The organism is Vibrio sp. F13 (assembly GCF_020806305.2).
GTDB lineage: Bacteria > Pseudomonadota > Gammaproteobacteria > Enterobacterales > Vibrionaceae > Vibrio > Vibrio crassostreae_C.
The window spans coordinates 1,746,846-1,768,942 of the sequence record NZ_CP170176.1; the positions used below are offsets into that span (position 1 = coordinate 1,746,846).

Here is a 22,097-nt window from a genome sequence, read left to right on the forward strand (position 1 = left end):
ACAACGTCAAAGAAGCTCACTATGTCATCAATCACAGTTACTCAGTTCAGAAACTTCATTCCCAGGAGACGAGAACGTTATCCTGCCTCTAAAAACGGTATCTTTATAGTGTCGAAAGGCAGCATTTCTTTTGTGTTGCCCAATGGTACTCAAGCCTCGTTGCAAGCGGGAGATTTTACTCTTTACAATTCTGGTCAGATTAAAGACATCACCGTTGACACTGATAATGGCGAATTCAGCGCAACCTGTGTAGATTTTGATTTAGCTATTTTTCAGAAATTCATTAATCAGTTTAGCGACCTAGAACCCACTCGAGTCCCAGATAAATACATTAAGTTTAATCAAACTGATACCGAAATCTGCCAATTGAAAGAACTCATCATGTCGCTCGTTCATTCATCGACTCAGAATGACTACGCACTCACTCAATTAGGTTTAGGTTTGCTTTCTCTAATGGTCGAGCAGCACCCTGCTCTGTTAGTTATTATTGCCCGAGCGTCAAGGTTAACCGTGACGCAAAAGGTCATTCATTATATTGAACAGAACATTGAGAATAATATCTCACTCGATACCCTAGCCAGCTATATGGGGATGTCACCAGCCACACTTAAACGCCGTTTATCGGCTGAAGACCTTTCCTTTTCAAATCTATTAAAGATAAAGCGAATCGCCCACGCAGCGACACAGCTCAGAACATCGAATAAATCTATTACTCAAATCGCTTATGAATCTGGATTTAAAAGCGCGGCACACTTCAGTACAGCCTTTAAAACCTATCATGGCAAGACTCCAAAAGACTTCCGCTCTTTGGTTGCACAGTCTTATTAGTTGCATAGTCTTATTGGCTGTACTGTCTTATTGGTTGAACAGTCTTAGAAAGTACGAGTGCAGATGCAGATAAAAGTATAAATCTGAAATGTGTTGGTGGTAATTTACGAAGGTCATTCGTTTTTGGTATCAAACCACCAGCGAACGCCTAAGTAAAATGGTCACGACCAGAAGTAAGATTTAGGGTCTTTTTCTATTTCAGCCAAAATAGCATCAAGATCCTTGGATTGAGGAAGGTAAGGGTAAGGTCCCCAATTGACAGAGTCGGTTTCCGCATTATCTTCAAGTGGCACCATCACCACCCAGCAAGATAACGACTCATCAAAGGTAACGCAGGCGATCTCGTTGGTATAATCACTATGAGATGAGTCGAGTAGATAATGCGCCTGAGAAAACAGCACACCACCCTCACACTCTTCATAAAGGGATTTGCCTAGCTCTACAGGTAAACTACGATTTCGTGAAGTACAGAGCCTCTCAGCTCCAATTAAAAGACGATTCAGTTCTATATGAATAACGGACATAACACCCCTTGTAACTTCATAGAAACTTCTAAGTAGTGAATTCCTCTACTTAGCTTAGGACTCAACGATCATTTTAGCGAACAAGTGCAAACAAAATACCCGCCCTGCTCCCAGAAACTAATCTTGCTTTCGGAAACCCAGAAAGCTACGACTCATCAAGCGAACAGCTATACATCGAGAGTATGGAATTTCACAAAAGTGTCATATAACCGACCTATCATATGCGACAAATGTTATTAACTAGGAGTTGTTTATGTTACGAGTCGCGCTTGCCTCTCTTTTATCCTTAGCCCTGTCTTCTCATGCTGCTTTAGCACAAGAAACCACTATTTCGGGCTCCACTTCAGTATCACGAGTGATGGATGTATTAGCTGAGGAGTACAACAAGACTCACCCTGATAACTATATTGCGGTTCAGGGCATTGGTTCTACAGCAGGTATTACCATGGTTAATAAAGGTGTCTCTGACATCGGTATGAGCTCGCGTTATTTAACCGACCGCGAACAAGACGAGAAGTTGAAGGTATTTCCAATTGCCTTTGACGGCCTAGCTGTAGTAACTAACCGCTCAAACGCTGTAAGCAACGTTACACGTGAGCAGCTGTTCGATATCTACAAAGGCAAAATCACGAACTGGAAAGCTGTGGGTGGCGCAGATCAGCCTATCGCAGTTGTCACTCGCGAAGCGTCTTCTGGCTCACGCTATAGCTTCGAAAGCTTGCTTGGTTTAACGAAGATCATTAATGACCGTCTAGTGTCTGACATCAACCCAAATAACTTGGTTGTAAACAGCAACAGCATGGTTAAAACGATTGTTAACCATAACCCACACGCGATTGGTTTTATCTCTGTTGGTTCAATCGACCGTTCGATTAAAGCAATTACATTTGAAGGCGTAGAGCCAACATCTAAGAACATTGCTAACCACAGCTATGAATTGGCTCGCCCATTCTTGTTGCTGCACAAGACAGACTCAGTTTCTGACGAGAGCAAAGACTTCATCAAGTTCGTGAAGTCAAAGCAAGGGCAAGACCTTATCGAAGAGTACGGCTACACTCGCATTAAATAAGTGGGATAGTTTTATCTAATGTAAACAAAAAGAGAGAGCACTATGCTCTCTCTTTTTTTGAATCTTTATAAATCGCTTCTTTACAAACCACTTAGAAGTGAAGTTGAATCACTGAAACGATCACAGCGCCAGGACGACGAATACCTTCGATTTCGACGCGAATTTCGCGTTCAATCTCTAGGCCTTTCTTAATTGGCGTTACTTTTGTTAGCGTACTTTTAGCACGAACATTACTGCCCGATTTAACAGGGTATGGGAAACGTACTTGGTTAAGACCAATGTTTACGACCATCTTCGCTGTTGGGAATTGAGACTTGTCAGGGTCAACACTGTCAGTCAATCGAGGAAGCAGAGATAAAGTTAAAAAACCATGTGCGATGGTTGTTTTGAACGGAGAGTCTGTTTCCGCTTTTTCAGGCTCAGTGTGAATCCACTGCATATCTTCAGTAACAAGGCCGAACTGGTTAATACGGTCTTGACTTACATTGATCCAGTCGCCAGTATGGATGACTTCACCGATCTGTTGATTAAGCTCATCAAACACAAGTTGTGCTTCTGGCTTAAGTACGATCGGCTGTTCCACCGGCATCTCTGGTGCATCTTCATTGACAGCAGGTTTGTGGTGATCACGAACCCACGCAAAGAAATGGCTATTTTGCGTACGATTAAGAAAGTCGCCCCAGTAATCTCTAAGAGCTGGAGACATCCATTGCATAAACTCTGAGTGTTGCGAAGACATGCTATCGCCTCGGTGTTTAAATAAATCAATGACTTTCATAAGAACCTCAATGCACAAAAAATTTCAATATAACTTCGTAATTTTGAAACACTTCACACTATTGTGCAAATGTTTTCGAGCATACAACCGTTAGCTGAACCTTGTTAAAATCATATTAAACATATACTTACCAATAAAACATCATTTTATTACAAAACCCAAATTAGAGTATTAGCTCTATCACATGACAAACATTTGTTTATATAAAAGGCGTTTTTATTCATAAGTGGAATAAAAAAAGGCTTAGCGCAATGCTAAACCTTAGTTTTTACAAGGAATTAGTTTTCCGAGGGTTGGTCTTGTAAGAGACGAATCTTACAAGACACTCAATCCCCTATTCGTCATCAAGCGGAACCAGCTTGGTATTACCACCGTGTGCTTTCTCACGCTTACGTTGCACGAATGCGTAGAAGCCAGGGATTAGGAACGTACCCGCCAGTAACACACATAACAGGCCGCCGATCAGTGAAATACCCAAAGAGTTCTGACTCACGTGACCTGCGCCCGCAGCAAAGATAAGCGGGAAGATACCTAAGATGAACGACCAAGACGTCATGTTCACAGCACGGAAACGTAAAGTACCGCCCTTCACCGCCGCATCTTCAATCGGTGCGTCTTTCTCTTCACGCTCTACCTTTGCGAATTCCACAATCAAGATTGCGTTCTTCGCGGCCAAGGCTATCAAGAGAACCAAACCTATTTGTGCATAAAGGTTCAGCGGAGTGCCCGTTAGATTCAATGCCAAGAAGGAGCCTAAGGTTGCGACAGGTACCACGAGGATAATCGCAATCGGAATTGTCCAACTCTCGTATTGAGCCACCATAAACAGGTAGATGAAGATCAGAGCCAGTGCGAAAGCAAAGATCGCTTGGTTACCTGCTAGTACTTCTTGGTAAGCCATGCCTGTCCATTCGTACTGATACCCCTGAGGCAATACTTCTGCAGCTACGCGTTCCATTGCCGCAATCGCATCACCACTTGAGTAACCTTCTGCAGGTTGACCTTGAATCACGGCACTGCGGTACATGTTGTAACGCCATGCTACATCTGGTTCAAAGATCTGGTCGTAAGTCACCAATGTGCTTAACGGGATCATCTCGCCATTAGACGAACGAACGTGGAATCGTTGTAGGTCGTCCATGCTGCTACGGTGTTCACTGTCAGCTTGCATGGTTACGCGGAAGTTCTTACCAAACATGGTGAAGTCGTTCACGTACAACGAACCAAGGTTACCTTGTAGTGTTTGGAAAATTTCCGACAACGGAATACCTAATTGCTGCGCTTTCTCACGGTCAATATCGACATAGTAGTGAGGTACGTTCGCACGGAAAGTACTGAATGTGTGTGAAATCTCAGGCTGTTTGCTCGCCTCAGCTATCACGTCATTCATCACCATCGCTAGATCAGTTCGGCTACGACCTAATGTATCTTCAAGAACGAATTCAAAACCAGACGCTGCACCCATACCCGGTACTGCTGGAGGCCCCATCGCAAACACGACAGCTTGAGGAAGTTCAGTCGCAGCACGACCATTAATACGCTGTGAGATAGCCTGAGCAGAGTGTTGACCATCCAGTGCATTACGCATGTCCCAATCGTGAAGCTTGATGAACATTGACGCACCATTCGACGCAGAAGCGCCCGTCATAAATGCGTAGCCGTTAACCAGTGTTACGCCATCAACACCCGGCTCTTGTTCAACCATTTCAAGCAGCTGCTTAGTCACTTCTTCGGTTCGAGACAAGGATGCCGCGTCAGGAAGCTGAACGTTAACCAGCAAAATGCCTTTATCTTCTTGAGGTACAAACGCCGTAGACGTTGTCTTCGCAAAATAAGTCACAGCCGCCAAAGCCACAAAGAAGAAAGTGAACAGCAGAACGCCTTTCTTAACTAAGAAGCCAGCCACTTGACCGTATTTGTTAGTAACAGACTCTAGACCACGGTTAAATGCTTGGTACCAACGCGCCGTGTTACCACCACCCTGCTTAAGAACCAGTGAACACAATGCAGGTGATAGCGTTAATGCGTTAATTGAAGAGATAACAACCGCGATACAGATAGTCAGAGCGAACTGACGGTACATGATGCCAGTAATACCAGGAAGCATTGCAACAGGGATGAATACCGCAAGTAGAACCAAGGTCGACGTAATGATCGGCCCCGTTACTTCTTTCATCGCAATAAGCGTGGCTTTACGCGGTGAAATGGTTGGGTCTTTAGCCATTGTGGTATCAACGTTCTCGATAACCAAGATCGCATCATCTACTACGATACCAATCGCTAGTATCAAACCAAACAGGGTTACCGTGTTGATGGTGAAACCCGTCATCTGCATGATGGCAAACGTACCAATCAAAGATACCGGAATCGCAACTACAGGAATCAAGGTTGCACGCGCACTACCCAAGAACAGGTACGTTACCGCAATAACCAACAAGATGGCTTCGATTAAGGTCTTTACTACCCCTTTGATCGACTCAGCAACAAACAGTGTAGTGTCGTAACTTGCTTCATACGCCACGCCTTCTGGGAAGTTCTTGCTTAAGTTTTCCAGCATCGCCATCACAGCTTTGCCACTTTCCAGCGCGTTAGCGTCTGATTGAAGTGACAGCGTTACGATCGACGCATCTTGACCACGGTATTTACCATTACCGTCGTAGAACTTTTTACCAAGCTCAACACGTGCAATGTCTTTTAAGTAAACCGTTGAACCGTCTTGAGTTGCACGAAGAACAACATTTTCAAACTCATCAGCTGTTTCTAATCGGCCTTTTGTTACCAAGTTGAATTGTACTTCTTGTGCGTTGTTATAAGGTGCAGCACCAATACGGCCTGCAGCAACTTGAACGTTCTGCTCTGCCAACGCGCGATTCACGTCTGAAGTGGTGATATTGAGGTTAGCCATTTTCTCAGGATCTAACCAAACACGCATCGCGTATTCACCACCACCCAACACGTTAACTTCACTGATGCCCTTCACACGAGCCAGCTGATCTTTAATGTTCAAGTTCACGTAGTTGATCAGGAATTGGTCGTTGTACTCACCGTTTGGCGAGTAGAAGTTCAATACCATCAACAGGTCAGGAGAACGCTTCTTAACCGTTACACCCACCATTCGAACTTCTTGCGGAAGCTTCGATTCGATTTGAGCAACTCGGTTCTGAACGTTGACCTGAGCCATATCTGGGTCAGTACCAACATCAAAGGTCACATTAAGGTTGTATGAACCATCGTTAGCGCTTTTAGAAGACATGTAGATCATATCTTCAACGCCGTTAACCGACGTTTCTATGGGGTCGGCTATAGCCTGTTCTACAACTTCAGCACTTGCACCTGTGTAGTATGCTGACACGCTAACAGAAGGTGGACTAATTTTTGGATATTCAGCCACTGGCAAGATAGCGAGAGAAATCGCACCCGCCAGCGTTAAGATTATGGATATAACAAGGGCGAACTTAGGCCTTTGAATAAAGAAACGACTTAACATAAATAAGCCCCTTACTCAGCTTTTTCAGCAGCAGGTTGAATGCGAACGGACATACCATTACGCACACGCTGTAAGCCTTGAGTGATCACTGTGTCATTCTTCTCCAGACCGGAATGAACAATCACACCACCTTCAACCTGACGACCCATCTCGATGTTTCTGCGCTCAGCAACGGGTTCGGCTTCTCCTTCAACTAATACCATCACGAAGTCGCCTTCGAGGTCGGTTTGCACTGCACGACGAGGAATAGTCACAACATCAATAGGTTGTTTTTCACGTAGATCAACACGAACGTGTTGGCCTGGAAGTAGTTGCTGATTCGGGTTATCAGCAATCGCACGCATCGCGATCGTACCAGTATTAAGGTTGATACGGTTGCCCAAGAAGTCAAGCTGACCTAGATGTTCGAACGCTTCACCGTTCTCAAGCATGATCTGAACTTCAACACCTGCAGAGTCGCTGCTGCCATCGCCTTCGATGCGGTCCATACCCAGCTCAATAGGCTCTCGCTCACTGATGCTGAACGATGCGTGGATTGGGTCTAGGCTAACCAAAGTCGTCAGTACACCTGAAGACGGCGAAACCAGATCACCCGTGCTCACTTTGGTATCGCTAATACGGCCAGAGAAAGGCGCGATGATTTTGGTATGAGAAAGCTGAACATTCGCAGCATTAAGCTGTGCTTGGCTTGCTTCTAACTGTGCTTGAGAACCTAATAGGTTTGCCGTTAATGCATCAAATTCAGATTGAGAAATACTGCCCTTAGGAAGTAGGTTCTTACCACGATTGAAATCAAGTTCGGCTTTTTTAAGGTTGGCATTCGCTTGAGCAACAGCCGCTTTCGCGCTTGCTACTTCTGCTTCAAATGATGAAGGCTCAATTGAGTAAAGCAATTGCCCCTTCTCGACCATTTGGCCTTCTTTGAAATGGCGGCTTTGCAGGTAGCCAGAAACTTGTGCAGTAATTGCCGTGTCTTCAACGGCTTCAATACGACCGATGTACGACTTACTTTGTTGGTGAGAAACGACGCTAACATCCTGTACAGCTACGAGAGGTAAAGGCGCTTGCTTGGCATTCTGAGCATCTTGCCCACATCCAGCAAGAATAAGAGAGCTTGCAAGAGCAGTAAGGATCAACTTTTTACGCATGGTTATACCGTCACTTATTAGTATTTGAACAGCATAAAATTTACGTAACACCTCTGTTACCATTGTCCGAGGAATATCAATTATAACTGGCCAAAGTGTATCAATATGTTAATTGAAACCAAGTGCTTATAAAGTGATTACAAACACGCTACAATTCCTAAGTAAATCAATCTCTCAGCTTTTGTTCTCTATGGATATTGTCTAACATAATGTATTGTCAGACAGATAAGCATTCACATTTAATTGTTAAGGAATTCTCATGATTTCAAAATGGGCTAAACGTTTCTATCAAATGGCGGAATTGGTCGGTTCTTGGAGTAAAGATCCTTCAACTCAAGTCGGCGCCGTAATCACTAAGCACAACCGCATTGTTTCTGTTGGTTTTAATGGCTACCCACATGGCGTGTCTGATAGTGCGGATACTGATGACAGAGAGATGAAGTACCTCAAGACACTTCACGCTGAAGAAAATGCGATCTTATTCGCCAAGCGTGATTTGGACAGCTGTGAAATCTGGGTGACTCACTTCCCTTGCCCAAACTGCGCAGCGAAAATCATCCAAACCGGTATTTCTGCGGTTCACTGCCCAGAGCAAAGTGAAGACTTTCTTTCTCGCTGGGGAGACAAAATCAAAGTGAGCCAAGATATGTTTGAACAAGCAGGCGTAAAAGTCGATTGGTTGCCACTGGCTGACCTAGATTAAACGAACAGATAGTTAGAACAAAAAAGCCGAGAGTCGATATTATCGCTCTCGGCTTTCTTTTGTTTGGGGCTCAGCGGACTGCAGGATTAAGCACTGACAGGAAATGCTTCAGCGTATGCTTCCATGAAATCTTTACGAATCTCTTGCTCTAGATGAACCGCCTTCTCGGTTGGACAGAAAATCATAAAGTGCACTTCTTGCTCACCTGTCGAACTGCTTGTGATATGGATGTGAGGCTCAGAACCCGGAAGGTCAACACCAGCGTGCTTTTCGATCACACCGTTGTAACGGCGAGCAACATCGATAAACTCTTCGCAATGCTCTTCAATTTTCACAATAAGACCCGACAGCATAGGGTATAGGTTTACAAAGTCTTTCACCGTCACAAAAAAGTTATGATAAACATAACGCTTCATGAAGTTGAGGTTCTTAACCGGATAAGTGAAGAACATGCTATTAGGCAGCGTGGCTGTCTTGCCAGTGAAGTGATATTGCCCATGATACAAATCGATTTCTTGAATCACGGTCGCCATCAGATTGTGCTCAATCACTTCACCGCTGATTTTACCCACTTCGATCCAGTCGCCAATTCTAAATGAACGAGAACTCGCACGCTGAATAGAACCGGTGAAACACAAAATGATCTCTTTTGAAGCCACTACTATCGCAACAGCAATGGCCGTGACAGATAGCGCAAACTCGCTGATTTCGGATTTCCACAGCACAAATAACGTCACAACAATAATCGCGAATGTGCCGTTTTTGGTTCGTGACATCCAGTTACGTTGGTCTTCACTAAGGAAAGCAACATCACCTCTTATTTGAGATAAGGTGATTCGGCGAATGATTAAAATAATAGTGATAATCAACGCACTAAAAATAAACTTATGAGCGAGTAGAAAATCAATTACTTGCCACACTTTTTCCATTACTTATTCCTTAGCATTACAACGACGAGCTTTACAACGATTAGCGGAGACTTCGCTATGAAAAAGCGCTCAAAAATAGAGCGCTTTTTTACGTGCCTAAATCAGCTATTGGTAAGGCTATCATTTTATCTTGGCAGAAGTAATAAATTGGCCAAAAGTTTCACACCAAATCACAACCGTATTAAATCGATTAAGATCAGTACCTTCGGGAAGCTCAACCATAAAGCGGTCGAATGTTTTCACATCTCCGACTCTCAATAACTCGTTCTTGCTGTCATTGAAAGCGTGCTCGGTTTCAATGAACTTAGGCGAGAGATAAACCTTGTAATCAGGTCCCGGCGCCAATTCACCTTCAAAAGCGATCGCACTTTCGGATACTGAGACGATGCCTTCTCCCCAGTGCAAGAAGTCACTGTCTTGTCGATCTTTAGTGAACTCGCCCGTGTAGATAGCCTGCTCACTGATCGCTTCAACAGAACTTGAGGAAGGAGAATCAGGCTCAATCAAGATAGGCAATGCGTAAACACCTAGCCCAAAACCAACAGCACCCACGGCTAAGTGGGTGCAAAGTAAAACTAACTTTTTCATCGCGTACTCCCTTATGCTTAAAGAGAGTATTATTGAATACTCTCAAAAATACAAAGAGATATAACGCTCTGATGTTCTATTTTTGGTAATGCGTTGCTGTACGTTGAGACAATTCGACAATCACTTTTACCGCTTGCTCCATGCCTTGAATGATAATGAACTCATGAATACCGTGGAAGTTGTAACCACCAGTAAAGATATTCGGACATGGTAGCCCCATGAAAGATAAGCGAGCACCGTCTGTACCACCTCGGATTGGTTTAACCATTGGCTCGACATTGCACTCAATCATCGCCTGCTTGGCCAATTCAATAATATGTTGATGCGGTTCAACCATCTCTTTCATGTTGAAGTAGCTATCGGTTAGCACCAGCTCAACACGGCCTTTCTCAAGGCGCTCATTCAGCTCATCGACTTTCTGCTGCATGAATGCTTTACGCGCTTCTACACCCTCACGTTCAAAATCACGGATGATGTATCCCAGTTCAGAGCGAGCCACACCCATTTCAGCCGATTTCAGGTGGTAAAAACCTTCATAACCTTCTGTGCACTCAGGTGTTTCTTGCGCAGGCATCATCAATTGGAATTGCGCTGCAATGTTCATCGAGTTCACCATTTTACCTTTTGCGGTGCCCGGGTGAACGTTCACGCCATGACAGATAACATCAGCGCTCGTGGCATTGAAGTTCTCAAATTCCAACTCCCCTACTGGGCCACCATCGATGGTGTACGCCCACTCGGCGCCAAATTTTTCAACGTCAAACAGGTTCGCACCGCGACCAATCTCTTCATCCGGCGTGAAACCAATGCAGATGTCGCCGTGTTTGATGTCTGGATTCGCTTTCAGGTAAGCAATTGCACTGATGATTTCAGCGATGCCCGCTTTGTTGTCGGCACCAAGCAGAGTTGTGCCGTCAGTCGTAATCAGGTCGTGACCATGTAAAGAATCAAGATCTGGATACTGGCTTGGGTTCAAACTCTCGCCACTTTCCCCTAATTCAATCGTTCCACCTCGGTAATCTTTAATCACTTGTGGTTTCACGTTGGCGCCTGATGCGTCAGGAGCGGTATCCATGTGCGCCAAAAAGCCAATCGCAGGCACATCGTAATCGACATTCGACGGCAGTTTCGCCATCAAGTATCCATTGTCATCTAAAGACACATCAACTAAGTCTAATGCCACCAATTCTAACTTTAAGGCTTCAGCAAAGGTAATTTGACCCGGTGAACTTGGGCATTGCTGATTAGAAGGATCGGATTTGGTATCAAAAGTAACGTAATTCAGAAAACGTTCTACAAGCTTTTCCATAATTCATCTCACCATGGATTAAGTAATTGATTTACTGACTTAATTATTATGTCGATAAGTGATACATCGTTAAATAAATACGAGCACAGAGTCAGTAGCGAGGGTTTTCATCTTACGCCCCTGACCATGTATGTAATTGCTCTAAATCATTATTGTGCGAAATTAGATGCGCTTCCTATACTTGAAAACAGAGGGTTTCGTCAGTTCAACATTGCATACGGATGATAAGAGATCGCTTTGTACGCATTCTACGCCCTCCGCTCTCAGCCTAACAAAAGTACAAAGTGGATGATGATCACAATTTATCCTTGATGCAGAATCTGTCATACGTTACACGGAGACACAGTTATGACGATTAATAAATATTTCATTTTCTCTCCTCAAGCCTCTGAGGAAACGCTTCGACCAGTATTAACTGAGAAAGAAGTTCAAAGGCAGGAAGCTCTAAGACAGGCGCAGATCCAGGGTGGATTAGACACAAACGCGACCTCGTAACTCAATGAATACCTAGCACTATTAAGACCCCTATAAAAAAGCTCTACGCTCTATCCGGTAGAGCTTTTTTTTATTTTTGATCTGTTCTCCTCTCCCCCACTCCCAAACAAGCTGAACATTAAACCTTCGCTCATTGCTTGTTGTTCTTCACTTCTCGATCACCAATTGGCTCATAGTTTCTCGCGAATGTATTTTCACGCATTGCACACACTAGCTTGCAGCGCTGAGAAATGACTCACTAAACTCCCCGATGCCATACCTTGTCGTGTCATTTTGTGCTAATAATTCATATTCGTTTTCATTCCTCACTCGCTCTCTTTTCAAAACTATAATGCGAGTACCAGAGAACCTAACCACAGGAACCCCGAATTCAATGGAATATTCAAAGCTAGGAAGTAGTCAAATTCCCGTTTCCCGTATCTGTCTTGGCAGCATGACTTGGGGGCTACAAAATACGCAGCAGCAAGCCGACCAACAGATCGAATACGCATTAAGCCAAGGTATTAACTTTATCGATACTGCAGAGATGTACGCGGTTCCACCTTCTCCAGATACCTACGGAAAAACAGAAGCGATCATTGGTAACTGGTTATCGCGTAACCCACAGCGTCGACAAGAGTTGATCATTGCGAGCAAAATTGCCGGGCCAGGGCTTCCTTGGGTTCGAGATGGCGGCCCGATAACGGGTGAAGCGGTGATCGCAGCCGTTGACGCATCATTAAAACGCCTACAAACAGACTATATCGACCTTTACCAACTTCATTGGCCAAATCGTACAACGCCTCACTTTGGTAAGCATTTCCCGAATCACATTCGATTCAGTGATATTGACCGAAAGCAGCATGAAGCTGAGATGTTGGAAATCCTACAAGCACTGGCAAGCTGCATTAAGGCGGGGAAAATTCGCCATGTCGGGCTTTCAGATGATTCTACTTGGGGCATTAACACTTACCTCAAGCTGAGTGAAAAACACGATTTGCCACGTATGGTTTCGATTCAGAATGAATTTAGCCTACTGCACGCAAAAGACTGGCCATATCTGATTGAGAACTGTGTGCATGAAGATGTAGCTTACCTGCCATGGTCACCTTTAGCTGCAGGCATGTTGAGTGGAAAGTACATTGATGGCGCAAGACCGGAAGGCAGCCGTTGGACTTACATGCAACGTAAAGGCATTTTCCGTGACACTGAATCTGCCAACGAAGCGGTTAAAGGCTATGTTGAAGTAGCAAACGCTCATGGATTTACTCCGAGCCAACTGGCATTGGCATGGTGTAATCAAGTTGATGGGGTGACGTCCACCATCATCGGTGCAACGACAATGGAGCAATTAAAAGAGAACGTAGCCGCTTTTAGTAAACCGCTATCAGAAGAAATCCTGACTGATATCAACACAGTATTTAAACGCTATCCTGCTCCGTATTAGGCTGTCAGTTCAGCTTAACTTAGGTGAGTAAATCCCATAAGAGCGCGCTATTTAGTGCGCTTTTCTTTTTTAAGTGAGTTGCTTTTGCTTTTTATGTAGATCGCATTGAGTCATCACGCTTTTGGTTCGCTAACCTTTGCTCTATAATGCGCGGGCTTATATCTAGGATAAAAACATGATTTCAAAAAACCAATTAAAACTCCTTCGTGCTTTGGGCCAAAAGAAACAACGTAAAGCCCACGGCCTGTTTCTAGTTCAAGGTGAAAAGAACGTTCTTGAGCTGTTCAATAGTGACTTAGTCGTGAAGAACGTCTTTGCTACCGCTGATTTCTTATCTGAAAATCACGCATCACTGATTGAGTTTGATTGTGTTGAAGCCTCACTGGATGACCTAACCAAAGCGAGCACTTTGGTAAGTAACAATGCAGCGATTGCGGTTGTTGAGATCCCAACGTTTGAACTACCAGAAGCGACAGGACTGATGATTGCACTTGATGGCGTTTCAGACCCTGGCAACCTAGGTACGATTATTCGCGTAGCAGACTGGTACGGCATCAAGCATATCGTTGCGAGCAGCGATTGCGCAGACCCATACAACCCTAAAACGATCAGCGCGACTATGGGCAGCTTTGGCCGAGTACACGTAAGTCAAACTGACTTACCAGCTTACTTAGAGCAAGCGAATCTACCGGTTTACGGTGCATTTTTGGAAGGCGAAAGTGTTCATAAGACTGACTTCACTGCAAATGGCATTTTGCTGATGGGCAGCGAGTCTCACGGTATTCGTGAACACGCCGCTAAATACGTGACAGATAAGATTACGATTCCAGCATTCGGTGGCGCAGAGTCTTTGAACGTTGCAATGGCGACTGGCATCATTCTCGACAACATGCGTCGTCAGCACAGCTAGGTCTCATAAGCTAACGATCCAGTCGACAATGTTCAAATATTAAAAAAGGCGTATTGATTAAATCAGTACGCCTTTTTATCTAAGTTCTTTTCAACAATTACTTTTCTAGCATTGCCAACTTATCAGCGACACCATTCCACTTCTCAGCGTCATCCATTGGTGCTTTTACTTCCGTTTGTACCGGCCAGATTTCGGCAAGCTCTGCGTTCACTTCGATAAAGATTTTTTGATCTTCTGGTAGCTCATCTTCTTGGAAGATCGCTTGAGCATCACATTCAGGTACACATAAACCACAATCAATACATTCGATTGGGTTAATTACCATGAAGTTTGGGCCTTCATGGAACGCATCTGCGGGGCACACTGCCACACAGTCTGTGTATTTACATTGAATACAATTATCGCCTACGACAAATGCCATGATGCTCTGCTCTATAAGTTAGTCAAAATTGAAGAATGGGGATAATACTCATCCCAAAGCAAAATTCAACATCATACGGCTCTAATATCGTGTCTATTTGCTCCATGTTTCCAAATTAGTATGACAGATAAATCAATTTCTCGTAAAATGCGCGCCATTGTGAGCTTATCGCTTCTTTCAACATCAGCGTTTTCATCAAACTCTGTATAAAGAAACGAACTAGCTAAGACACCTATAAAAACGAGACATCGAAATGATACGTTTAACCGAAATTAAACTCCCACTAGACCATGAAGAGTCTGCTATTCAAGACGCTATTGAAGCGAAACTTGGTATTAACTCTGATCAGGTACTCTCTTTTAATATCTTTAAACGTGGCTACGATGCTCGTAAGAAATCAAAGATCTTACTTATCTACACGCTTGACGTTCTCGTTGAAAACGAAGCTGAGTTGTTAGAACAATTCATTAGCGACCCGCACGTAAAAGTGACTCCTGATATGGAGTACAAGTTTGTTGCTAAAGCGGTTGAGAACCAAACTGAGCGCCCTGTGGTTATCGGTTTTGGCCCATGTGGTCTATTCGCTGGCCTAGTGCTTGCTCAAATGGGTTTCAACCCAATCATCGTTGAGCGTGGTAAAGAAGTTCGTGAGCGTACGAAAGATACCTTTGGTTTCTGGCGTAAGCGTACGCTGAACACAGAATCAAACGTACAGTTTGGTGAAGGCGGCGCAGGTACTTTCTCTGACGGTAAGCTGTACAGCCAAGTTAAAGATCCAAAGCACTACGGCCGTAAAGTAATTGAAGAGTTCGTTGCTGCGGGTGCACCAGAAGAAATTCTATACGTAAGTAAGCCGCACATCGGTACCTTTAAACTGGTTACCATGATCGAAAAGATGCGCGCTTCTATCATTGAACTTGGTGGCGAAATCCGTTTCAGCACTCGTGTTGACGACGTTCATATGGAAGATGGTCAAATCACTGGCCTAACGCTTTCTAACGGTGAAGAGATCAAATCTCGTCACGTGGTATTGGCTGTTGGCCACAGTGCTCGTGACACGTTTGAAATGCTGTACGATCGTGGCGTTTACATGGAAGCGAAGCCTTTCTCTGTTGGTTTCCGTATCGAACACAAGCAATCGATGATCGATGAAGCTCGTTTCGGTAAGAACGCAGGCAACCCAATCCTAGGTGCTGCGGACTACAAACTCGTTCACCACTGTAAGAATGGCCGCACTGTATACAGCTTCTGTATGTGCCCAGGTGGTACTGTGGTTGCTGCAACGTCTGAAGAAGGCCGCGTAGTAACGAACGGCATGAGCCAATACTCTCGTGCAGAACGTAACGCAAACAGCGCGATCGTTGTAGGTATCGACCCAGAGCGTGATTACCCAGGTGACGCACTGGCTGGTATCCGTTTACAACGTGAACTAGAAAGCGGCGCTTATGTTCTTGGTGGTGAAAACTACGATGCACCAGCTCAAAAAATCGGTGACTTCTTGAAAGGTCGCGATCCAAGTGCAATCGGTGAAGTACAACCGTCATTCACGCCGGGTATCCACCTGACTGATATTTCAAAAGCGCTGCCTGATTTTGCTATCGAAGCGATTCGTGAAGCAATCCCAGCGTTCGAGAAGAAGATCAAAGGTTTCTCTACGCCAGACGGCCTACTTACCGGTGTTGAGACACGTACGTCTTCTCCTGTATGCATCAAACGTGGCAAAGACTTCCAAAGCATCAACCTTAAGGGCTTCTTCCCGGCTGGTGAAGGTGCAGGCTACGCAGGCGGTATCCTGTCTGCTGGTATCGACGGCATTAAGGCCGCAGAAGCGCTAGCACTATCAATGGTAGAGCAGAACCAAGCTGAGAAGATTGAGATCGCTTAAGCGCTTTCGATAAAGCAAAGCTAGATCGCGATCAACCAAAACTAAAAATCCAGTGCCTTGTCGACACTGGATTTTTTTATGTGCATGTGACTAGCGGTGAGCAAGCAACATGGTAGAATGCCGCCATTAATCTTATCCTTGTATAAGATTGTTAAACCTTTCCATCGCTATTTAGCCAAATCATACCGAGAAACTTATGCCATTTTCCAAGCTTGGATTAAGCTCACCTATTGTTAAAGCCGTTGCAAAACAAGGCTATGAAAAGCCAACCTCTATTCAAGAAAAAGCAATTCCGATTGTTCTTTCTGGTAAGAACCTTATTGCTGCAGCACAAACAGGTACAGGTAAAACTGCGAGCTTTGTTCTCCCTATCTTAGAAATGCTAAGCAAAGGTGAAACGCAGCGTAAAAAACGTATCCGCGCAGTTATCCTGACACCAACGCGTGAGCTGGCAGTTCAGGTTGAACAGAACATCACTAAGTACGCGAAGTTCCTAAACCTAACATCACTAGCGATGTACGGTGGCGTGTCTTACCAACACCAGAAAGATCGTCTTATTGAAGGCGTGGATATTCTTGTGGCAACACCAGGTCGTTTGATCGACATGTACGGACAACGTGCCGTTCACTTTGATGAAGTGGAAGTACTGGTTCTAGATGAAGCTGACCGCATGCTAGACATGGGTTTCATTGAAGACATCAACAAGATCATCGCGCGTCTACCACAAGACATCCAAAACCTGCTGTTCTCGGCAACGCTTTCAACGCCAGTGCGTGCACTAGCGAAAAGTGCAATCAGTGAAGCGGAAGAGATTTCGATTGCCAAGACTGATGCGTCTAAAGCGAACATTGAGCAATGGTTGGTAACGGTAGATAAAGACCGTAAGTCAGCACTATTGAGCCACATGATTACCGAAGGTAACTGGGACCAAGCGCTTATCTTTATCGAAACCAAGCACGGCGCGGCTAAGTTGGTTGCTCAACTTGAGAAACGTGGTATTCAAGCGGAAGCTTTCCACAGTGGACGTAGCCAAGCGATTCGTGAAAAAATCTTGGCTGACTTTAAGAAAGGTCGCCTAAAATACTTAGTCGCGACGGGTGTTGCTGCTCGTGGTATCGATATCGACAACCTAAGCCGCGTAGTGAACTACGACATGCCATTCCCAGCAGATGATTATGTTCACCGTATTGGTCGTACAGGCCGTGCTGATGCATCTGGCGAAGCGATCTCTTTCCTATCAAAAGATAACTTCAAAAACCTGTGCATTATTGAAAAGCGTCTTGGTCACTTGATTGAACGTCGCGTTGTTGAAGGTTTCGAACCACGCAAAGAAGTACCCATTTCAGTATTGAACTTCGTTCCTAAGAAGAAAAGAGAACAGCAACAAGACTAAGTAATTTCAGCGACAGAAAATGCAAAGTTGCATTAACCAAAAGAAAAGTCGCGTTAGCCAAAATGAAAATAAAACGAAGCCCTATGTGGCTTCGTTTTGTTCTTTGAAATACATATAACGTTGAGGCAATAAGATGATCACTCCTATCGCAACGAGATTAACCCGCGGCCAAGACCTAAAGCTAGAGATCCAGAGGCTAGTGACAGCGCACAATATCTCCGCGGGCTCTATTGCGTCTTGTGTCGGATGTGTTTCTCAACTCAATATTCGCTTAGCTAATGCCAACAACACCAAGCTAGTTCAAGCTCCGTTCGAAATAGTCTCGGTGATGGCAACGCTAACCCCAAACCACCAGCATATTCATATCTCCGTTGCTGATGAGAATGGCAATGTAATTGGTGGGCATTTGCTTGAAGGGACGATTATCGCGACCACGGCTGAATTGATTGTTCACCGCTACGATACCTTGACCTTCAACAGAGAGCATGACGATTCGACGGGTTACACTGAACTTACTATCAGCAATAGCAAATAACTGATTTACCCATAGCAACACCAAACGCCCCATACAAAGCGATACTACCAAACAGCAATTAGGAAACACGATGGCTCCAAACTCCGCAGATTCCGTTATCGTTCTCGATTTCGAAACCACAGGCTTATCACCCAATATGGGCGACCGAGCGATTGAGATCGGTGCGGTAAAACTCGTTAACGGCGAAGTCGTCGACACCTTCCAACAACTCATGAATCCAGGGTTTCGTGTGAGTGGCTTCATTGAAAGCTATACCGGGATCAGTAACCGTATGTTAAGCACTGCGGCCAGTTGCAGCGAAGTGATGGATGAGTTTGCAGACTTTATCCAAGGCAGTCAGCTTGTGGCTCATAATGCCTCGTTTGATAAACGCTTTCTCGACGCAGAATTAGACAATATTGGACGTGATTACAATGGACAGTTTGCATGCTCAATGTTGATTGCTCGTCGGCTAATCCAAGACGCTCCGACCCATAAGTTGGGCGACCTAGTTCGATTCAAGCGCATAGATAACGACGGCACTTTCCACAGAGCATTAGCCGATTCAGAAATGACAGCAAGGTTGTGGTTATTAATGATCGATGAGCTGAAGAGTGACCACGGTATTCAACAACCGAGCTTCCAATTGATGCAGAAAATATCGAAGACAGCCAAAAGTTCGATTCCAAAACTACTGATGAGTAACAGGGGTTAGGTTCCGAAATTCACCTTAAAGTGTGATGAAAGGCTAGCTCGACAATAACCGCTAGCCTTTAAAAGGGACGCCCTACTCTTGCAATGACTCCAACGTTCCTTTGAGGCTTTCTAACTCATTCATAAAATACGCCCACTGCTTGTTACTGCTGGTCGCGGCCATATCTACTAAAAACTTGGCTGATGTTTCCATATTTTGGTTAAGCTGCGGCTCAAGTTCAGCAGGATAATAAGCTTCATTGTTTAAAAGCAACTTCATAATAATTGGCTGAGCAATATGTAGGTCGCTCTTCTTTGCCATCAGCGTCGTTAGCTCTTCATAGATGTTGTTTTGATATTGTCGCCAACTGCTATTGGTATTTACCCACTCTTTAGACCAAGCCAAAATAATCTGTTTTTGTTCTTTCGATACTGAACCTAACCACCGTTCTGCACGCTCTTCTATTCTGTTTCGGTATCGCTCTCTCGAATCGTCATCGTTCAACGACAACCTTTCTTCATAATAGTCTTGCTGCTTTTCACGAAAGTTCTTTAAAAACTCCCTGTCTTGCTTAGGGCTAAGCTGCATACTCAAGGCGTAAATATCTGGAGCGAACTTATTGACGATTGTGCGAATATGCTCTTTCGTTTGTTCACTTTGGCCCACAATAAAAGCGGGATTCATATCCGACCGATCTACGTTTTGAATCGCTTCTAATTGCGAGATGTACAGAGGTAGCTGAGTTTCTTTATGCCATTTCTGTAATATATCTAATCGCTCTTCAAGCTCTGATTCTTGGCTATTTGAGAGGGAAACAAAATCTTCTATATAGCTAACGACAAACCAACCTATATTGTTATAGGCGAACTTGGTCCCGCACCCAGTAAATAGAAAACAGATCACTAAAACTAACCACCGGCACTTTCTCATTCTACCCTCTCACGACATTCAACAAAGCCACAAACCGATTAACTCATCCCTTTAAGGTTAGCCCAGTTTTTATAACGCTAATTCTAGCTCTTATAAAAGTAGTCTTAATAAACAGTGGTCGTAAAACTTTGAGATAAATTGAGACCCAAACTTGCTAATCTAGCTATTTAGGCAAATGATTAAACTAAAAATAATTAATGGCAGTGATGTAACTTGATTTTATTACTCATTTGACGTGATACGAGCCCTATAAATGAGTTGGGTTGACGTATTTAAAATGATTGATATTTGGGAGGGAAGCTATGGCCGCTATTCCTGATCATACAAGCGATTTAGAATATGAGCTTTGTTATTTTGACGATGGATCAATAACCACAATCACGATATTCGTTCACAATCGACAGGAAGCGATGACTTGGTATCTTAGCGAAGGAAAACATATCAACGATCTTTATTCGATAAGACCCGATGAATAATGCTTTGGTATAGAGGACTAGGTCGATAAACCTAAGATAAGAAACTTAAGTGGCATTTTGTGGAACACCCTTTACTGCAATGCCATTAATTAGCAATGTCGTTAATTAGACATATCGCAGCAAAGGGATTCAGTCTCGAATTACTTCAGGATTCGGGCGCGGAATTGACGACCCTTCATTTTACCTGATTCGATTTTGTTCAGTGCTTTTTTAGCCACAGATCTTTCTACCGCTACGTAAGCACGCATTGCAAACAGATTGATCTTACCTACTGATTTACCATCAATGCCGCCTTGGCCCGTCAGTGCGCCAAGAATATCACCAGCACGAAGCTTAGCTTTCTTACCGCCATCAATTTGGATGGTAACCATGTTTGAGTAGTACGGCTTAGCAATTGGTTTTGCTGGCAGTTCAGATGGCTCGATTGGCATGTCCATGTACTCATCAATTTGAGCAACACGGTACATCTCTTTTTCGCTAAAGAAGCTGATCGCTACGCCTTTGCTTCCTGCACGGCCAGTACGACCAATACGGTGTACGTGAACTTCAGGGTCGCGAGACAATTCAAAGTTGAACACAGCATCTAGGTTATCAACATCAAGACCGCGAGCCGCAACGTCTGTCGCCACTAGAATCGAGATGGTTTTGTTTGAGAACTGAACCAAAGCTTGGTCACGTTCACGCTGTTCCATGTCACCATGAAGTTCGATAACACTGAAACCGCGGTGGCTTAGCTCATCGTTTACGTTCTGCACTTCTTTCTTAGTGTTACAGAACACAACCGCAGACTCCGGTTGGTGATGAAGTAACAGCAACTCTAGAGCGTCATCACGAGCTTCAGAACCTTCTAACTTGTAGAAGTGTTGTTGGATGCTTGAGTGATCGTGTGTTGATTCAACCTTCACCATTTCTGGATTGCGCATAATGCGGTCTGCAACAGATTTGATCTGTTTAGGGAAAGTCGCACTGAATAGCAGAGTTTGGCGTTCTTTTGGCGCCGCTTCAATCACAGCATCCAAAGCGTCTTGGAAACCCATCTCTAGCATGCGATCCGCTTCATCTAACACAAGTGTGTTCAGCTCAGACAGGTCAATGCGGCCTTTCTCTAGGTGATCAAGAATACGACCAGGTGTGCCCACAAGAATGTGTGCGCCATGCTCTAGTGAACCAATCTGTGGGCCCATTGGCATACCGCCACATAGTGTCAGCACTTTAATGTTGTGAATACCACGAGCAAGAGTACGAATCTCTTTTGCTACTTGGTCTGCAAGCTCACGAGTCGGACATAACACTAAAGACTGAACACGGAAACGCTTAACGCGTAGGTTCTGCAGCACGCCTAAACCGAAAGCAGCTGTTTTACCTGAACCCGTTTTACCCTGACCGATAACGTCCTTGCCATTTAGGATAGTAGGAAGACTTAACGCTTGGATCGGCGTCATTTCAGTATAACCAAGAGAATCTAACGTATTTAGAAGCTCTGGTTTAAGGGCGATTGAAGAGAATTTTGAAGTGCTCAATGGAAATATCCAACTGGTGAAAAACAGAGTGCATTATGAGTGTTTTTGAAAATTATTCCACCTTAATCAC

At 44.3% G+C, this 22,097-nt stretch carries 21 protein-coding genes; 11 read left to right on the forward strand and 10 right to left on the reverse strand.

The window, feature by feature from the left end:
* Positions 1 to 21: 21 nt before the first annotated feature.
* Positions 22 to 828 (forward strand): helix-turn-helix domain-containing protein, encoded by an 807-nt coding sequence (locus LMH68_RS22570; RefSeq protein ID WP_229647403.1) that lies wholly within the window; start codon positions 22 to 24, stop codon positions 826 to 828.
* Between the two features lie 161 nt (positions 829 to 989).
* Here LMH68_RS22570 and LMH68_RS22575 read toward each other — a convergent pair whose 3' ends face one another.
* Positions 990 to 1,352 carry a DUF3024 domain-containing protein gene (locus LMH68_RS22575; protein ID WP_017077443.1) on the reverse strand — a complete coding sequence of 121 codons (363 nt, stop codon included), beginning with the start codon at positions 1,350 to 1,352 and terminating at the stop codon, positions 990 to 992.
* 253 nt (positions 1,353 to 1,605) lie between these two features.
* On the opposite strand from LMH68_RS22575, the gene LMH68_RS22580 reads away from it, so the two are divergent.
* Positions 1,606 to 2,421 (forward strand): phosphate ABC transporter substrate-binding protein, encoded by an 816-nt coding sequence (locus tag LMH68_RS22580; RefSeq protein WP_017064361.1) that lies wholly within the window; start codon positions 1,606 to 1,608, stop codon positions 2,419 to 2,421.
* A 91-nt stretch (positions 2,422 to 2,512) separates the two neighbouring features.
* Here LMH68_RS22580 and LMH68_RS22585 read toward each other — a convergent pair whose 3' ends face one another.
* The 3 genes from LMH68_RS22585 to LMH68_RS22595 all read right to left on the reverse strand — a co-directional run bounded on the left by LMH68_RS22585 (position 2,513) and on the right by LMH68_RS22595 (position 7,834).
* Complete coding sequence (locus LMH68_RS22585; protein ID WP_017059493.1) at positions 2,513 to 3,199, reverse strand: MaoC family dehydratase; 687 nt, start codon at positions 3,197 to 3,199, stop codon at positions 2,513 to 2,515.
* Between the two features lie 334 nt (positions 3,200 to 3,533).
* The gene (locus tag LMH68_RS22590) at positions 3,534 to 6,686 is read right to left on the reverse strand and encodes an efflux RND transporter permease subunit (protein WP_229647357.1); all 3,153 of its coding nucleotides are present in this window, start codon (positions 6,684 to 6,686) and stop codon (positions 3,534 to 3,536) included.
* Between the two features lie 11 nt (positions 6,687 to 6,697).
* A complete protein-coding gene (locus LMH68_RS22595) occupies positions 6,698 to 7,834 on the reverse strand; it encodes an efflux RND transporter periplasmic adaptor subunit (protein WP_229647358.1) in 1,137 nt (378 codons plus the stop codon).
* A gap of 259 nt (positions 7,835 to 8,093) precedes the next feature.
* Here LMH68_RS22595 and LMH68_RS22600 point away from each other — a divergent pair, with 259 nt between their 5' ends.
* Positions 8,094 to 8,537 carry a dCMP deaminase family protein gene (locus LMH68_RS22600; protein ID WP_017059490.1) on the forward strand — a complete coding sequence of 148 codons (444 nt, stop codon included), beginning with the start codon at positions 8,094 to 8,096 and terminating at the stop codon, positions 8,535 to 8,537.
* 86 nt (positions 8,538 to 8,623) lie between these two features.
* Here LMH68_RS22600 and LMH68_RS22605 read toward each other — a convergent pair whose 3' ends face one another.
* The 3 genes from LMH68_RS22605 to pepT form a co-directional block, all read right to left on the reverse strand.
* Positions 8,624 to 9,466 (reverse strand): mechanosensitive ion channel family protein, encoded by an 843-nt coding sequence (locus tag LMH68_RS22605; RefSeq protein WP_017064358.1) that lies wholly within the window; start codon positions 9,464 to 9,466, stop codon positions 8,624 to 8,626.
* Between the two features lie 120 nt (positions 9,467 to 9,586).
* Positions 9,587 to 10,054, reverse strand: a complete 468-nt coding sequence (locus LMH68_RS22610) for a DM13 domain-containing protein (RefSeq protein ID WP_017064357.1) — start codon at positions 10,052 to 10,054, stop codon at positions 9,587 to 9,589.
* A 76-nt stretch (positions 10,055 to 10,130) separates the two neighbouring features.
* The gene (gene pepT / locus LMH68_RS22615; RefSeq protein ID WP_229647359.1) at positions 10,131 to 11,363 is read right to left on the reverse strand and encodes a peptidase T; all 1,233 of its coding nucleotides are present in this window, start codon (positions 11,361 to 11,363) and stop codon (positions 10,131 to 10,133) included.
* Positions 11,364 to 11,711: 348 nt separating this feature from the next.
* Between pepT and LMH68_RS22620 the strand changes: the two genes are divergently transcribed.
* From LMH68_RS22620 to LMH68_RS22630, 3 genes are all read left to right on the forward strand, one after another.
* Positions 11,712 to 11,858 carry a hypothetical protein gene (locus tag LMH68_RS22620; RefSeq protein ID WP_017059486.1) on the forward strand — a complete coding sequence of 49 codons (147 nt, stop codon included), beginning with the start codon at positions 11,712 to 11,714 and terminating at the stop codon, positions 11,856 to 11,858.
* 433 nt (positions 11,859 to 12,291) lie between these two features.
* On the forward strand, positions 12,292 to 13,284 hold the full coding sequence (locus tag LMH68_RS22625; RefSeq protein ID WP_017059485.1) for an aldo/keto reductase: 993 nt from the start codon (positions 12,292 to 12,294) through the stop codon (positions 13,282 to 13,284).
* A 175-nt stretch (positions 13,285 to 13,459) separates the two neighbouring features.
* Entirely contained in the window at positions 13,460 to 14,194 is a 735-nt protein-coding gene (locus LMH68_RS22630; RefSeq protein WP_065584752.1) for an RNA methyltransferase, read from the forward strand.
* Between the two features lie 97 nt (positions 14,195 to 14,291).
* Here the strand turns inward: LMH68_RS22630 and fdxA are convergent, their stop codons facing one another.
* Positions 14,292 to 14,615 (reverse strand): ferredoxin FdxA, encoded by a 324-nt coding sequence (gene fdxA, locus LMH68_RS22635; protein ID WP_010431058.1) that lies wholly within the window; start codon positions 14,613 to 14,615, stop codon positions 14,292 to 14,294.
* Positions 14,616 to 14,868: 253 nt separating this feature from the next.
* Between fdxA and LMH68_RS22640 the strand changes: the two genes are divergently transcribed.
* The 4 genes from LMH68_RS22640 to LMH68_RS22655 all read left to right on the forward strand — a co-directional run bounded on the left by LMH68_RS22640 (position 14,869) and on the right by LMH68_RS22655 (position 19,122).
* The gene (locus LMH68_RS22640; RefSeq protein WP_048606003.1) at positions 14,869 to 16,500 is read left to right on the forward strand and encodes an NAD(P)/FAD-dependent oxidoreductase; all 1,632 of its coding nucleotides are present in this window, start codon (positions 14,869 to 14,871) and stop codon (positions 16,498 to 16,500) included.
* 196 nt (positions 16,501 to 16,696) lie between these two features.
* On the forward strand, positions 16,697 to 17,893 hold the full coding sequence (locus tag LMH68_RS22645) for a DEAD/DEAH box helicase (protein WP_017064352.1): 1,197 nt from the start codon (positions 16,697 to 16,699) through the stop codon (positions 17,891 to 17,893).
* 133 nt (positions 17,894 to 18,026) lie between these two features.
* Positions 18,027 to 18,428: a PPC domain-containing DNA-binding protein gene (locus LMH68_RS22650; RefSeq protein WP_017059481.1), complete on the forward strand. Its 402-nt coding sequence runs from the start codon at positions 18,027 to 18,029 to the stop codon at positions 18,426 to 18,428.
* 70 nt (positions 18,429 to 18,498) lie between these two features.
* Positions 18,499 to 19,122 (forward strand): PolC-type DNA polymerase III, encoded by a 624-nt coding sequence (locus tag LMH68_RS22655; RefSeq protein ID WP_102320725.1) that lies wholly within the window; start codon positions 18,499 to 18,501, stop codon positions 19,120 to 19,122.
* A 72-nt stretch (positions 19,123 to 19,194) separates the two neighbouring features.
* Here LMH68_RS22655 and LMH68_RS22660 read toward each other — a convergent pair whose 3' ends face one another.
* Positions 19,195 to 20,031: a DUF6279 family lipoprotein gene (locus LMH68_RS22660; protein ID WP_102320724.1), complete on the reverse strand. Its 837-nt coding sequence runs from the start codon at positions 20,029 to 20,031 to the stop codon at positions 19,195 to 19,197.
* A 302-nt stretch (positions 20,032 to 20,333) separates the two neighbouring features.
* Here LMH68_RS22660 and LMH68_RS22665 point away from each other — a divergent pair, with 302 nt between their 5' ends.
* Positions 20,334 to 20,507, forward strand: coding sequence for an RNA helicase (locus LMH68_RS22665; protein ID WP_065677708.1), 174 nt, complete (start codon positions 20,334 to 20,336; stop codon positions 20,505 to 20,507).
* A gap of 140 nt (positions 20,508 to 20,647) precedes the next feature.
* On the opposite strand, the gene dbpA is transcribed toward LMH68_RS22665, so the two are convergent.
* Positions 20,648 to 22,027: an ATP-dependent RNA helicase DbpA gene (gene dbpA, locus LMH68_RS22670; RefSeq protein WP_017064348.1), complete on the reverse strand. Its 1,380-nt coding sequence runs from the start codon at positions 22,025 to 22,027 to the stop codon at positions 20,648 to 20,650.
* Between the last annotated feature and the right edge of the window lie 70 nt (positions 22,028 to 22,097).